The sequence below is a fragment of the Weissella sp. LMG 11983 genome (assembly GCF_025908495.1).
Taxonomy (GTDB): Bacteria; Bacillota; Bacilli; order Lactobacillales; family Lactobacillaceae; genus Weissella; species Weissella fermenti.
The window spans coordinates 665367-680581 of sequence record NZ_JAOZFD010000001.1; the positions used below are offsets into that span (position 1 = coordinate 665367).

At 44.5% G+C, this 15215-nt stretch carries 13 protein-coding genes, 1 tRNA gene and 2 pseudogenes; 3 read left to right on the forward strand and 13 right to left on the reverse strand.

Translation table 11 applies throughout. The annotated features are described in order from the left end of the window. Positions 1–118 precede the first annotated feature (118 nt). The 4 genes from OIT45_RS03540 to OIT45_RS03555 form a co-directional block, all read right to left on the reverse strand. Positions 119–190, reverse strand: a tRNA-Gln gene (locus tag OIT45_RS03540). Positions 191–281: 91 nt separating this feature from the next. After that, complete coding sequence (locus OIT45_RS03545; protein WP_135797218.1) at positions 282–746, reverse strand: MarR family winged helix-turn-helix transcriptional regulator; 465 nt, start codon at positions 744–746, stop codon at positions 282–284. A gap of 136 nt (positions 747–882) precedes the next feature. Continuing rightward, entirely contained in the window at positions 883–1320 is a 438-nt protein-coding gene (locus OIT45_RS03550; RefSeq protein ID WP_264339871.1) for a universal stress protein, read from the reverse strand. A 15-nt stretch (positions 1321–1335) separates the two neighbouring features. After that, a complete protein-coding gene (locus tag OIT45_RS03555; protein WP_135797216.1) occupies positions 1336–2706 on the reverse strand; it encodes an Nramp family divalent metal transporter in 1371 nt (456 codons plus the stop codon). 236 nt (positions 2707–2942) lie between these two features. Here OIT45_RS03555 and rpmF point away from each other — a divergent pair, with 236 nt between their 5' ends. The 3 genes from rpmF to OIT45_RS03570 all read left to right on the forward strand — a co-directional run bounded on the left by rpmF (position 2943) and on the right by OIT45_RS03570 (position 4554). Beyond that, positions 2943–3116 (forward strand): 50S ribosomal protein L32, encoded by a 174-nt coding sequence (gene rpmF / locus OIT45_RS03560; protein ID WP_003608705.1) that lies wholly within the window; start codon positions 2943–2945, stop codon positions 3114–3116. Between the two features lie 83 nt (positions 3117–3199). After that, positions 3200–3685 (forward strand): helix-turn-helix domain-containing protein, encoded by a 486-nt coding sequence (locus OIT45_RS03565; RefSeq protein WP_087043610.1) that lies wholly within the window; start codon positions 3200–3202, stop codon positions 3683–3685. Between the two features lie 8 nt (positions 3686–3693). Further along, positions 3694–4554: an IS3 family transposase gene (locus OIT45_RS03570; protein ID WP_264329911.1), complete on the forward strand. Its 861-nt coding sequence runs from the start codon at positions 3694–3696 to the stop codon at positions 4552–4554. Between the two features lie 200 nt (positions 4555–4754). Here the strand turns inward: OIT45_RS03570 and OIT45_RS03575 are convergent. The 9 genes and pseudogenes from OIT45_RS03575 to uvrA form a co-directional block, all read right to left on the reverse strand. After that, positions 4755–5042, reverse strand: a pseudogene (locus tag OIT45_RS03575) (PTS glucose/sucrose transporter subunit IIB); the annotation flags it as partial. Positions 5043–5238: 196 nt separating this feature from the next. Further along, entirely contained in the window at positions 5239–6378 is a 1140-nt protein-coding gene (locus tag OIT45_RS03580; protein WP_003608708.1) for a PTS sugar transporter subunit IIC, read from the reverse strand. Between the two features lie 139 nt (positions 6379–6517). Then, positions 6518–7513 carry a D-2-hydroxyacid dehydrogenase gene (locus tag OIT45_RS03585; protein ID WP_135797214.1) on the reverse strand — a complete coding sequence of 332 codons (996 nt, stop codon included), beginning with the start codon at positions 7511–7513 and terminating at the stop codon, positions 6518–6520. 279 nt (positions 7514–7792) lie between these two features. Then, the gene (locus OIT45_RS03590) at positions 7793–8386 is read right to left on the reverse strand and encodes an ATP-dependent Clp protease proteolytic subunit (protein WP_003608713.1); all 594 of its coding nucleotides are present in this window, start codon (positions 8384–8386) and stop codon (positions 7793–7795) included. 86 nt (positions 8387–8472) lie between these two features. Continuing rightward, complete coding sequence (gene whiA / locus OIT45_RS03595) at positions 8473–9429, reverse strand: DNA-binding protein WhiA (protein WP_003608714.1); 957 nt, start codon at positions 9427–9429, stop codon at positions 8473–8475. 14 nt (positions 9430–9443) lie between these two features. Next, the gene (locus OIT45_RS03600; RefSeq protein WP_199403786.1) at positions 9444–10448 is read right to left on the reverse strand and encodes a gluconeogenesis factor YvcK family protein; all 1005 of its coding nucleotides are present in this window, start codon (positions 10446–10448) and stop codon (positions 9444–9446) included. Next, a pseudogene (gene rapZ, locus OIT45_RS03605) lies at positions 10445–11338 on the reverse strand (RNase adapter RapZ). Before rapZ ends, OIT45_RS03600 begins: the two are co-directional and overlap by 4 nt. Before the next feature lie 691 nt (positions 11339–12029). After that, positions 12030–12152, reverse strand: coding sequence for a putative metal homeostasis protein (locus OIT45_RS03610; RefSeq protein ID WP_003608718.1), 123 nt, complete (start codon positions 12150–12152; stop codon positions 12030–12032). A 101-nt stretch (positions 12153–12253) separates the two neighbouring features. Beyond that, the gene (uvrA, locus tag OIT45_RS03615) at positions 12254–15103 is read right to left on the reverse strand and encodes an excinuclease ABC subunit UvrA (protein WP_264339872.1); all 2850 of its coding nucleotides are present in this window, start codon (positions 15101–15103) and stop codon (positions 12254–12256) included. Between the last annotated feature and the right edge of the window lie 112 nt (positions 15104–15215).

Here is a 15215-nt window from a genome sequence, read left to right on the forward strand (position 1 = left end):
GCCTAAATCTTACTGAACCCACCTCGAAAGCGCAAGGGCTATATTTTCCAACCGCAAAAAGAAAACGTTGATACATCGAGCAAAAAGCCGACATATCAACGTTATCAAAGTTATTCTACTGGGCATACTGGATTCGAACCAGTGCATGACGGTACCAGAAACCGTTGCCTTACCGCTTGGCTAATGCCCAAAATCAACTTCTATATCATACAACACACACTCTACCGATTTCAAGTCCAAAAAGAAAACGACCAGGTCCCCTCAAACCTGGTCGTTTTGTATTAGCGTTCGTCTAAATTACGCGCCTTAATTTTGGCCTTAGTCTTTGACACGACCTTATCGTCGAATTGGCGGATAAACGCCAACACCTTGTGGGCTTGCTCTTCCCCAAAAGCTTGTACCCAACCATCGAAACGATTCTCAACTCGCTTCGTCACGATGTTTTCAACTTCCCTGCCTCGCACCGTCAGATGCAACAACATGCGACGACGATCCGCCGTATCCGGTTCCTGATAGATGAACTCCTTCTTGAGCAACATCTTAATTTGCCGTGACACCGCTGCCCGAGTCACATGACGTCGTTCAACAACGTCCGTCAACGTCAGCCCGTCTTGTTGTGCAATGCTATGCATAATCAAATACTGCTCGAATGATAGTCCGTAATCCGCTGCCGGTTCAGAGACGACTTCGTCCAAGTATTTCAGAGTCGACAAATACGCGTCGATATACTCGCTTAAAAGCTCCATTACTGCCTCCCAAAAATATCCCAAAGATTTGTATAACGCTAACTATTGTACAGTAAAGCACAAACCTTGTCAGCCAAAAAAAGAGGTTATAAAAAAAGAGAACCGCTATCACTAGCAATTCTCTTCTAATACTTAATTAACGGACAATCATCACTGTAATTGGGGCATTGTTAGCCACATAGCTTGATTGTGAACCGAAGTACTTCTCAGCACCCTTTTGTGAGTGTGAGCCAATCACGACCATATCAGGATTAATTGAAGGAATCACATCCTTCACGATAACCTCACCTGGCTCACCTTCAGACAAAAGCGTCTCAATGTTTGGGACACCAGCGTCAACTGCCACTTGGCGGTAACGCTCCAATGCTTGCTCAACATCTTCACGAGCGGCTGCGTTCTTTTCCTTTGAAAAGTAGTCGAACACATTCATTTGATCAGCTTCAAATACTGACAAAATTGTTAGCTTAGACCCATCTTCTTGTGCTTGGTGAATTGCGTTCACCAAGGCCAATTGACCAAGTTCTAAATCATCAACGGCTGCCAATACGTGCTTAAAATGCTTTGCTTCTACCATAAGTTTCGTCTCCTATTACTTAAATAGCGGTGCTAGTGTGTTGAAAATCAATTGGATGTTCAATCCCGTCAAGATAATTGAAATCGCATATCCCAGCCAGGTTGCCCACTTAGGATTTACGAACTCACCCATGTACTTCTTAGATGACGTAAAGTAAATCAATGGGAACATCGAGAATGGCAAGGCCACTGACAAGAAGACTTGTGAGTAAACCAATAGCTTATCCAATGCACCTTCTGTTGCCCCGAAGACAATCGCGAAAATGATAATTGGAATCAAAGCAATTCCACGGGTTAGCAAACGTTGCAACCACATTGGCAAGTGCCAGTGCGTGTACCCTTCCATGATGATTTGACCAGTCAACGTTCCAGTAATCGTTGAGTTTTGTCCTGATGCCAACAAGGCAACTGCGAACAACATACTCAAGACTGGACTCGCAATGGCACCAACGATTTCCTTATTGTTCAAGGCGTTGAACAAATCACCAAAGGCTTCCAAATCAGAACCATGTCCGAAGAACAAAGCAGCTCCGACAATCAATAGCAATGAGTTAACAACGAATGCTCCCGTCAATTGGATGTTTGAATCCCATGTCGTAAAGCGAATTGCTTCCTTAATGCTCTTGTTAGATGAACGATCAATCTTACGCGTTTGTGAGATTGATGAGTGCAAGTACAAGTTGTGCGGCATAACCGTGGCACCAACGATACCAAGCGCCAACATCAATTGTCCGTGCTTCAAAATGTCACTGTGTGGCACCAAGTTCACGGCAACTTCGCCCATGTCAGGCTTAGCCAAGACTGCCATGTATAGGAAGACAAGCAAGATAACCGCAATCAACGTCACGACGATTGCTTCAATCTTACGGAACCCTAACTTCATCAATAGCAATAATAGCAAAACGTCTAGGGCAGTGATAATCACACCCCATAGCAATGGCAACCCGAACAGCAAGTGAATGGCGATCGCTGCACCGATAACTTCGGCCATTTCTGTCGCCATGATTGCAAGTTCGGTCATAATCCATAGAATATATCCAACGAACTGATTAGTTGAGTCACGTGTCATTTGGGCCAGGTCTTTCTGAGCCACAATTCCTAGTTTAGCCGCCATATACTGCAACAACATCGCAATTAAACTAGACACTAAGATCACAGACATCAATAGGTAGTGGTACTGTGCACCACCGACAATTGATGTAATCCAATTACCTGGGTCCATATAACCCACAGCAACCAACGCTCCTGGCCCACTCCAGGCCATCAACTTACGCAAAAATCCGCCGCCTTGTGGAACTTCCACTGTGCTGTTGATTTCCGCCAAACTTGGACCACCAGACGCTTGTGCGTTTACGTCTGCCGGATCCTTTACTGAATTTTCGCTCATCAGTAAATATGCCTCCTTGTTTTTTGGTACGTTTCATTATCTTACTAAAAGTATCTTTTGTAAACTCTCAGAGCTTGAAATGACGGGGTTTCCACAATGTTACGCCTTTTGATGTTTCGGGGATGACCCCTTGACAACTTCCAAAAAATAATGTAACTTAGAACAGTTGAAAAAATAATCGATTATTAATAAACACTGCCTACTTTCTACACGGCGGTGTAAGGGAGGATATATCTATGGCAGTTCCTGCACGTAAGACTTCAAAGAACGCAAAGCGCTCACGTCGCGGTGGTCAAGGCGGACTTAAGACGCCTGCTATCCACATGAACGAAAACGGTGTTTACGTACGTAACCACCACGTGGCCGCTGATGGTTCATACAAGGGTAAGCAAGTTGTTTCACCTAAGTAATTAGCGACAAAAAGACCTCTAGGATTCGTCCTAGTGAACTGAACCCCATGAGTTGGAGCAAATCTAACTCATGGGGTTTTTGTATGTTTTCAAAAGAAATTCAAATAGAAGCAGTTTCTCTGTACCTCAAAGGTGTACCGACTGTTGAAATACGCAAGAAATTCGGAATTAAGGGATCATCAACGCTTGGAATCTGGGTGGACTCCATAAAACGTGACGGAGTATATGGAATTAAAGATTCCCATAGAAAGCAGACAAGTTATCCGTATTCCTTTAAAATCAAGGTAATTAATTGGCGACTTACACATCACGCGTCTTATCCTGTAGCAGCGAGAAAGTTCAGGGTGACTAGCCCTTCGTTGATTTGGCAGTGGGAACGTGCGTTGGAGTCTGGTCGGCTAAAACCTGATAAACGAAGGCGGAAACGAACTATGAATAAGCAAGAACACGACAAGATCAAGAAGCTCGAAGAAGAGAATGAACTACTTCGAATTAAGGTAGCCTACTTGGAAAAACTCGAGGCCTTAGCTCAGGAAAAGAAGAAATTACAAACCAAGACAAAGCGGTAGTAATCACTGTGCTAAGGCAAGAGTTGAAGTGCAAGTTGAAGCTGCTTCTTCAAGTAGCCGAGATGTCTAGCAGTAGTTATCATGACGCGTGCAAGCGTGCGTACAAGGAGTATCCACGTGAGTTAATTGATGAGATTATATCAATTCGTGATGACAACCCGGACTACGGTTACCGTCGTGTCACACAAGAGCTTCGTAATCGTGGCTTCAACACCAACCATAAGGTTGTGCTGAAAATTATGAAGATGAACGGGCTTCTCTGTACTGCTTTCAACCGTCTGACACGGAAGTACAATTCTTACGCCGGCACTGTCGGACATATCTCACCGAATCGTGTAAACCGTCGGTTCACAACGGATCGACCATATCAGAAGGTTCTCACCGACGTCACTGAAGTCCGTTGGGGATCAGGCACGATGGCTGAACGTGCTTATTTCACCGCCTATATTGATGTTTATAGTGGTGAGATTCTCACTTGGAATATCGATATTCATCCAACTGTCGAGTTCGTCACAAAGCCATTAGATGAGCTTCTACAAAATAGGCCAGAATTGAATTATCGAATGACAATTCACTCTGACCAAGGTTTCCAATATCAAAATTATGAGTATGTATCACGGCTAAAGACTAACCGTGTGTTCCAAAGCATGAGTCGCAAAGCGACATGCCTAGATAACGCAATGGCTGAGAGTATCTTCCACATCTTGAAGGTAGGAACGGTACATAACAACCACTATCAAAGTTATGACGAATTAAAGTCCGCCATAACTAACTATGTCTATTACTACAACAATAAGCGGATAAAAACAAAACTGGCCGGAAGAACTCCGGTTCAATACCGAAATCTTTCCGACCAGTTAGCCGCTTAAACTTCACTCCAATTTTTGGGGTTCAGTTCATAGAGGTCTTTTTTTGTCACAGCAGCTGTTAGTCTTACGCCTGATAAGGGCGACTCGGTCACGTCGGAGGTCTAAAACCACCGACCTTCCCAGTCTGTTTTATTTCATTTTCCCAGTATTCGTTGCAATAGCGAGCGATGTGGCTGCTCAGGCTCCACCCCGAGCAACGTTGCCTCATGAGTTTCTTCTGGGTCTGCCACCCCATTACCAAGTTGATCAACCACCACATCGTAAACATCGGCAACCCTTGGTCCTATAACAACCTGATACTGTCGTAGCGGTTCGTTATAGACTGCTCCCGCCACTTTATCGAGTTTCATCAAAGCGCCCGTATTCGCCAAGCTAGGGTCCTTTAAATAAAAGCGCAGACGCGTGACACAGTGAATCACCTTACCGACGTTTCCTGCACCACCTACATTGCGAATAATCGCTGTCGCCAATGAATCATATTTCTCCATGTCACTTATCACCCTTTCCGATTATCACAGCAGCTGTTGGTCTAAAACCTCCGACACCCCCAGGTTGCTTTATCTACTATCATTTTAGCCTCATCATTTGTTAAACTCACGCCATAAGCGTTATGAGAATGTGGGTGAAATATGCAAAAAAATGCCACGCATCTCAAATCGAGATACGTGGCATTAATTGTTTTAATTACATTTCTTGTTCAAAGTCTGATGGTGAGTACAACTTCAAAATCTTAGTAAACAAGAAGTCGACTACGAAACCAGCAATAGCTGGCACGATGAACCAAACAATCAAGAATTGAACAAAGTTAATCGTGTGCTTAACGATTTCAGCTTCAGCAGCGTCAAACGTAAACATTGATTGCAATGGTGAAACCATTCCGATCCAACCAAATCCGGCTGAAGTTGGCGTTCCTTGAACGTTGAACAAAGCAACTGGGATAGCCGTAATTGCTGCGGCAACCAAGAAGGCCAAAATCATAACTGGCTTCTTAAATACTGATGGCATCATACCCTTCATGGCACCCAAGAAGATAGCAACCGTCGTTCCCTTCTTGTTAACCTTCCATGAGTTGATCAACAAGATAACTGTCGTTGCAACAACACCGGCTCCGGCAGCACCAGCACCCAAACCTGACAACGTAATTGCCAAGGCAATACCAACCGTTGAGATTGGCGTAATGATGATGAATGAGAAGGCCATTGCAATGGCAATTGACATTGGCAATGGTTGCAAATCAGTAGCCAAACGGACAGCATCACCAACCCAAGTCGTGATGTAAGCAACGTAAGGTGCGATAGCGCGACCGAACAAGGCAACACCACCACCAATTACGATTGGGCTCAAGATGATAGCAACTGAACCAAATCCAGCTAGGTATCGTGATACCAACCAGATTACCAATACTGCAACTGCAGCAACGATGATGGCATTGATAACGTCACCAGCACCAGCGGCGATGTAAACATTACCAACTTGTGGTGCACCCGTAATTGGGTTAACGAAGCCCTTTGGTGCAACGGCCCACTTGATTGATCCTGAAGCAGCACCAACCGCAATGGCCATAACACCTACATCAAGCGCCTTCATGCGGAATTGCATAGCAATCGCAACACCAATCAACAATGGAATGAATGATGAGAACAGCGTCAAAATAGCTGACAAATCAAGCGCCCATTGTGCCGTTCCGAACATCTTCAAGATGTACTTCATAACGGCTGATGGCAAAACACCAATCAAGATACCTTGAGCTGAACCAGAAAGTACCTTGAAGAAGAAATCCTTTAACTTTAGCTCGTATGAGCCGTCAAAAAATTCGCTCGTCATAATATTAAATTATACCTTTCAAACCAAAACGTCTCTCGCACCAAATAGTTCCCAATTGACGAATCTCACAACGTCAAATCAGTTATTTGAAGGAGGATAAACAATAAAATAATTACTTACTTAAAGTAAGTTATCACGATTAGTATTCAACTGCAATAGCAGGCTTCTCACCGTTAATAAATGCCAATGAAGCATCCATTGATTGGTGAACCATTTCTAGAACAGCCTTAGTCGTGTAGAATGCCGTGTGTGGTGTAACCAATACGTTTTCACGAGCAATCAAATCAGCAATCTTTGCGTCAGGGAATTCCTTGTCTGACCAGTCAACGTTGAACAAACCAACTTCTTCTTCGTAAACGTCCATTGCGAAGTCTGAAATCTTACCTGAGTTCAAACCGTCGATAACAGCGTCGATGTCCATCAAGTTACCGCGTGAAACGTTAACCAAGACAACACCGTCCTTCATCTTTGCAATTGACTCAGCGTTGATCATGTGGTGGTTAGCAGGAACACCTGGCACGTACAATGAGATAACATCAGCTTGTGCGTACAACTCGTCCAAAGTATCAACGTAAATGCCTTCAGCTTCCAATTCTGCGTTACGGTATAGATCGTAAGCAATAACCTTTGCACCGAAGCCCTTCAAGATGTTGATAGCAACACGTCCGATGTGACCAGTTCCGATAACACCAACTGTTTGCATACGAACTTCACGTCCGATTGTTGGTGCCCAACGCAAATCGTGCTTAGCAATCTTTGCATCCAAAGCCTTTGCACGACGCAACAAACGTGACATTTGAATCATTGAGTGCTCAGCAATAGCGTTTGGTGAGTAAACTGGCACGTTTGAGATTGAGAAGTCAAACTCACGTGCAGCATCGAAATCGATGTTATCAGTTCCAACGTTACGCAATGACATCTTGTTGATACCCAACTCGTGCAAGGCAGTCAAAGTCTCGCGTGTGTAGTCCAATTGTTGGTAAACGTTAACAGCGTCGGCTCCCTCTGCCAACTTTGCTGTCTCAGGGTCCAACAACTTATCAGTGTAGCCCACTTCAACTTCTGGGTGAGCTGCAATCCACTCGTTCAATGATGGCTTTTCGTCTTCGCGAATACCGTAAGCAAAAATCTTCATGCTTTTTTCCTCCAAAGCGTTTCTTAACACTTATTCATTATAAGGTAACTTGTGAAGAAGTCAACATGTTTTGTGGACTAAGGCAAAATGGTTATCCCGCATTTGGTACGCCATACTTTTTGTGCACCAGTATACCACTACCATTTGTTAAGGAAATCACCTGGCAAACCTTCCCCAAAAAACCATGAACTTTTATTCACAAAGGTGCAAATATTTTGCAGAAAAGCAAAAAGGCGTCTCCGCAAAACGGGAGACGCCTTTTCTCTAAAAGACTAGGTATTACTTTTGCTCGTTGGCGCTCGTCATGATCTTATCGACCAAGCCATACTCAAGTGACTCATCAGCATCTAGCCAGTGATCACGTTCCGTATCGCGCTCCAATTGCTCGTAAGGCTTTCCTGTATTGCTTGCCAAAATTTCGTTCAACTTCTTACGAGTCTTCAAAATTTCTTCGGCTGCGATTGCAATTTCAGTTTGTTGTCCTTGTGCACCACCTGATGGTTGGTGAATCATGAATTGTGAGTTAGGCAACATGAAACGCTTGCCCTTAGCACCTGAAGATGCCAAAACAGACGCCATTGATGCTGCCAAACCAATAACAATCGTTTGAACATCGGCCTTGATAAAGTTCATTGTGTCATAGATGGCCATACCGGCATTAACTTCTCCACCAGGAGAGTTAATGTACATGTAAATATCCTTATCTGGATCTTGGGCATCCAAGAATAGCAATTGGGCAATAATTGCCGTTGCCATTTGTGATTCAATTGGTCCACTGACCATGATAATACGATCAATCAACAAACGTGAGAAGATGTCGTATGAACGTTCCCCGCGTGATGATTGTTCGATAACGTATGGAATTGGTAACATTATTTATTTTCCTCCTGATGTTCAGAATCAGAACATACCCCTATTGTAGACAGTTCGTCAAACATGGTCAAACGATATGAGCCATCCTATGAAATTCCTTTAGGAAGCGCCCCTGTCGTTCGCAAATCGTCGGCCATTTTCGTCAACTTACGCAAGCGGTGATTAACCCCAGACTTTGAGATTTCACCTGATGGCACGTACTTACCAAGTTCCGACAAAGGTTCTTCACGGTGTGCTAAACGCACTTCCGCAATTTCACGCAGCTTTTCTGGCAAACGCGCCAACCCGATTTCGTTGTCCAAAAATTCGATATCGTCGATTTGCTTTTGACTCGCATTGACCGTCTTATCCAAGTTGGCGTTTTCAGCATTTACCAAACGGTTAACTGAATTACGCATATCACGGATAATACGCACATCTTCCATCTTAAGCATGGCATTCGTTGCCCCGATGACCATGAGCATATCACCAATTTTTTCGGCTTCCTTCAGATAAACGATATAACCTGAGCGACGTTCAACCACCTTGGCATTCAAATCAAAGCGGTTCATCAGCTCTTCCAATTGGTGAGCTTGCTCTTCATATAGAGAGTAAATCTCTAAGTGATAACGACTCGTTTCTGGATTATTAACCGATCCGGCCGCCAAGAAGGCACCACGCAAATAAGAGCGTGCTTTTCCTTCATCAGCCAACCATTCGTCAGGTACCGTTGGCAATAATTCAAAATCTTCAAAAATATGCAAGTCGTCTAACAATTCATTTACGCCTTGCACAATACGAACGACGTACAAATTATTCTTCTTCAACTTCATTTGACGACGGACTGAAATCTCAGATGGCAACTGATAAAACTGTTGCAACAATCCCAAAATACGACGTGCTGTCGCCGCATTTTCAGTCTGCACATTCAACGTAAAGCGCATGTTTGATAGACCTAATGATCCATTCATGCGCAACAAGGCGGACAACTCTGCCTTTGCATTGTCCGGATTATTAATTTCCAGCATCGTCAATTCTTTTTTGACATCACTCGCAAACGACATAAGCCTCCTCCTTCCTACAATTCCTTCGCGTCAGCAATTTGCATAATCAATTGCGTAACGATGTCACCATCGTGAAAAGCACCATCATCACGCAATTCAAGTAGGTCACCCAAAACAGGGACTGCCCCTTCATGACGCACCTCTTCTGGATCAAAGGTCACTTGATGTGACACCTCATTCCACTTTTTCCAGTCAATATAATCGTCTGGCACGATACCAGTGTTCATAATGACTGCATCAACCACATTATCACCAACATGTTTATTCAAAGCACGCAAATGATCCGCATCGGAGAAATCATCTGTTTCACCCTTTTGCGTCATGATGTTGGCGATGTACACAACCTTGGCACGTGTCGCTTTCAATGCTTCCGCAACATTTGGCACCACCAAGTTAGGCAAGATACTTGTAAACAAACTTCCCGGCCCAAGCACAATCACATCGGCGTTTAAAATGGCATTAATCACTTCGCTTGGTGCTTGCGCAACTTCGTTTTCAGAATCTGGTTGTGGTGTCACCCAAATATGATCGATTGCCTTATGTGCGGCGGTGATTTCAGCTTCACCTGATAGCTCTGTGCCGTCTTTGAACTTGGCATGCAGAATTAGCGGTTCGTTTGCAACTGGATAAACATGTCCTTGAATGCCCATAAACTTAGCCAGGATTTGCACACCTTCAAAAATATCGTGTTCCTTTTCAGCCATTGCAGCGATAATCAAATTCCCCAAAGCATGATTGGCAAGCATATCATCATTTTCATGGAAGCGATATTGGAAAATATCAATGATTTCTTGCGGCAATGTTGATAGCGTTGCCATAACATTGCGAATATCTCCAGGTGGCACGATATTCAAATAATCGCGCAACGTCCCAGATGATCCCCCATCATCAGCTACCGTAATGACTGCTGTCAAATCGGTGTCGAATTTTTTCAAACCGCGCAGAATGACCGGTTGACCTGATCCGCCACCAATTACAACAATTTTTGGCGTCGTCTTAACCGTAAATTCTTCTGTCATGATCGGTTACTACTCTCCTTGCGACGATTGATATCACGGTGGTATTCGTTAACCTTCCACTCGCCAGCCAAATCTTGACTCAAACGATGTGCGAAGGCAACCGAACGATGTTGACCACCTGTGCAACCAAAGGCAATTGTCAACGTGCTTTTACCTTCCGCCTTGTACTTAGGAAGCAACCACTTAACCAAGCTACTCTCACGTTGATAAAATTCTTCAGCATCTTCACTAGCCCAGACGTAATCCCAGACTTCTTTGTCCAATCCCGTCTTCTCACGCAACGCGGTAATATAGTAGGGATTCTTCAAAAAGCGGACGTCAATTAGCAAGTCTGCATCAACTGGAATACCGTACTTAAATCCAAAGCTCATCACCTGAACCGCAAACGTTCCTTCGCGGTCCTCATCTGAACCGAAGTGCTCCAAGATATAGTTACGTAATTGACGTGGCGCAAAGTCGTCTGTATGAATCACTTCACTGGCCATGTCATGAATTTCTGACAATTGATGACGTTCAGTTTGAATCCCATATAACGTGCCCTTGTCCCCTGACAACGGGTGTGAACGACGAGTTTCCTTATAACGTGCTACCAATTCCTCATCAGTCGCATCAATGTAGACAATCTTCAAATCATAATAGTCATTATTATTAGCTGACATCATCTTAATTTCATCATCTAAATCATCAAAGAAACTTTGTGATCGCAAATCAATCATCACTGCTGCACGTTGGATGTTATCTTCATCAGAAATCATCTGCCAGAACTTTGGCAACATTGCAGGTGGTAGGTTTTGCACAGTAAAGTAGCCCAAGTCTTCAAAGGCTTAAATCGCAACAGTTTTACCTGAACCACTCATTCCTGTGACAATAACCAATTCTTTCTTAGCCATGGTTTCCGTCCTCCGTTTTTATCGTGCTAACATTATACCATTTATTGGACACGCCCGGCTATGTGGTTAATCATTTCGCAAACAACAGGGATAGTGGTAAGTGTCCGTCCTGACGGCCGGAGTGCTTGTCCCCTTCTAGGGCACGCTAACACGTCCAGACCATGACCTGCAGGGAGCGGAGTCCACGCCGTTGGCGCGTACGCCTTTACCTCCCGTGGCTCTAAGCGGTAAAACCGCTAAGAACCCACACCTGCGGGTCAAGGTCTGCACGTGTCTATACGCGTGGCGGGGCCAAGCACAGCAGCCAAGCAATACTCTAATTCTTCGACTGTCATCTACCGCAATTCTTTGAGGTCAACTGTTCACCCATTTGGTATCTGGTAGATGTAAAGCCATAACGGACTAGAATATCTCGGCTGCTGGCATGAGGGCTGGGGACTATCGGAGCGTTCAAACTGGGGCAACATGCCGCATGGCCAGCGCTATTCAGACAAGGCCACTCAGGATTTGAAGGATTAGGGGGAATTATTTGCCCCGCTGAATGGCGTCTGCGCCATTCGGTTGCCCTGGTTTGAACTTTGTCGGAGATAGTCCCCAGCCCTCATGCCTCGACGCAACGCGTCGACATACATCACCACCCCTTAAAAAAGCACAAAAAAACCAGTCCACCGTAGTGAACTGGTTTCTTTGATTACTTCTTGTTGCTTGCTGCCTTGCGTGCATCGTGCAATGCCTTCAAAGCGCGCTTGCGAGTCTTAATGTTTGGGCTCTTCATCTTACGACGAGCTGATGCCACATCCAACTTTTCAGCCATGATGTTTACCTCACTTTTTGTTTTATATATTCGAATAAATAGAACTTACAAAAAGAAAGTATACACGGTTACCCGCATATCGGCAACCAAAAAGGTCAGTTTTATTGTACCGCTGCTGCACGAGCGCGATCACGGTCCATAATTGGGCCAAGATATTGACCAGTGTATGACTCTGGTACTGCCGCGATGTCTTCTGGTGTACCAGTCGCAAGAACCGTTCCACCACCTTCACCACCTTCTGGACCCATATCGATCAACCAGTCGGCTGTCTTAATAACATCCAAATTGTGCTCGATTACCAAAACTGTATTACCACCGTCAACAAGGCGTTGTAGCACTTCTAGCAAACGTGAAATATCGTCAACGTGCAAACCAGTCGTTGGCTCGTCCAAGATGTAGAACGTCTTACCTGTTGACTTACGTTGCAATTCTGAGGCCAACTTCATACGTTGCGCTTCACCACCAGACAAAGTCGTTGCTGATTGGCCAAGCGTTACATAACCAAGGCCAACATCAACAATCGTTTGCAACTTGCGACGAATCTTCGGAATTGGCGCAAAGAATTCAACCGCTTGTTCAGCCGTCAAGTTCAAGACGTCCGCAATCGTCAAACCACGGTAAGTAACTTCCAACGTTTCTGAGTTGTAACGTGTTCCACCACAAACTTCACACGTTACATAAACGTCAGGCAAGAAGTTCATTTCGATCTTGATGACACCGTCACCCTTACATGCCTCACAACGACCACCCTTGGTATTGAATGAGAAACGTCCCTTGTTGTAACCACGCAACTTCGCTTCGTTCGTTTGTGCGAACAAAGTACGAATATCATCAAAGACACCCGTGTATGTTGCTGGGTTAGAACGTGGCGTACGACCGATTGGACTTTGGTCGATGTCGACAATCTTGTCGACATTCTCAAAGCCAGTCATCTTCTTGTACTTTCCAGGCTTTTCAGAATTGTTGTTCAATTCCATCTTCAACGCACGCTTCAAAATTGAATTAACCAGCGTCGACTTTCCTGAACCAGACACACCTGTCACGGCCACAAACTTACCCAATGGGAAGTCGACCTTGACGTTCTTCAAGTTGTTTTCAGCTGCGCCAGTGAGGGTAATCTTTTGACCATTACCTTCACGGCGTGTTTCGGGAACTGGAATAAACTTCTTTCCTGATAGGTATTGTCCCGTCAATGAATTCTCATTGGCTTCGATTTCTTCAGGCGTTCCAGTGGCCATAATCTCACCACCGTGATCACCAGCGCCAGGACCAACATCGATGATATAGTCGGCTGCCTTCATGGTATCTTCGTCGTGTTCAACAACAATCAACGTATTACCCAAATCACGCATTTGCTTCAATGAATTAATCAACCGATCATTATCACGTTGGTGCAACCCAATTGACGGTTCGTCCAAGACGTACATGACACCTGATAGGTTTGAACCGATTTGCGTTGCCAAACGAATACGTTGCGCTTCACCACCAGAAAGCGTACGAGCCGAACGAGACAACGTTAGGTAATCCAACCCAACATTCTTCAAGAAGCTCAATCGGTCCGTAATTTCCTTAACGATTGGCTCAGCAATTTGTGAATCTTGCTCACCAAACTTAACGTCCTTAAAGAAATCCAATTCTTGGTCAACAGGCATTTCTGAAATTTGACCGATGTGCTTGTTACCAACCTTAACTGACAAAGCAGCTGGGTTCAAACGGTAACCACCACAAGCAGAGCAAGTCAATTCGTCCATATACCCGCGCATTTGCTCACGCGTAAAGTCAGAGTTTGACTCACGATACCGGCGATCAATGTTGTTCATGACACCTTCGAATGGCAAATCAACATCGCGCACGCCACCAAAATCATTTTCATAGTGGAAATGGAATGGCTTCAAACGTGAACCGTACAATACCATGTCTTGTTGATCAGCCGTCAATTCCTCAAATGGTACATCCATTGGAATACCGAATTGCTCAGCGAATTGACGCAACATCTCTGGGTAGTATGAAGAAGAGATTGGGTTCCAAGCAACGATAGCGCCATCAGCCAATGTCTTTGACTTATCTGGAATCACACGGTCAACGTCGACCTCAAGTGTCATCCCCAATCCACCACAGATTTCACACGCTCCCATCGGTGCGTTGAATGAGAAAAGTTGCGGCTCCAACTTACCAACTGCAAAGTCCTTAAGCGCACCAGTGTAGTGGTCAGAAAATGTGATTGGTTCTCCCCCAATGACATCCACCGTCACTACGCCGTCAGCCATGCGCATTGCTGATTTAAACGATTCGAACAAACGGGCACGTGAACCGTCACGCAAAATAATACGATCAACCACAATTGAGATGTCGTGGTACTTGTTCTTATCCAAGTCGAATTCATCAGTCACTTCATGCATGTCACCATCAACGACAACACGCACGAAACCTTCTTTTTGAATACGTTCAAAAGCCGATGCGTGTGAACCACGCTTATGACGGACAATTGGTGACAAGACTTGCATACGCGTGCCTTCATCGAGGGTATCCGTCAAATAGTTCAACATTTGATCAATTGATGTCTTAACAATCGTACCGTCTTCAGCCGGATCTGGTTGACCCACACGGGCGAATAACAAACGGTAGTAATCGTTAATTTCCGTAACCGTACCAACCGTTGAACGTGGGTTCTTCGATGTCGTCTTTTGGTCGATTGAAATTGCAGGACTCAGTCCTTCAATCGCATCAACATCAGGCTTATCCATTTGCCCCAAAAATTGACGGGCATAGGCAGACAAACTTTCAACGTAACGACGTTGACCTTCGGCATACAGCGTATCAAAAGCCAGCGAACTTTTTCCTGATCCCGACAAGCCGGTCATTACCACAAATTTATCACGGGGAATTGCCACGTCCACATTTTTCAAATTGTGGGCGCGCGCACCGTGAATGTTAATCCAGTCGTTGGCCATATATTTGCGGCCTCCTTCATGTAGTTTTAGTTAGTTTTATTATACCTTGAAAGTCAAAAAGGTGTTAGTTATAACCTAACACCTTTTTATATCTATTAAATTTAAGTAAGTA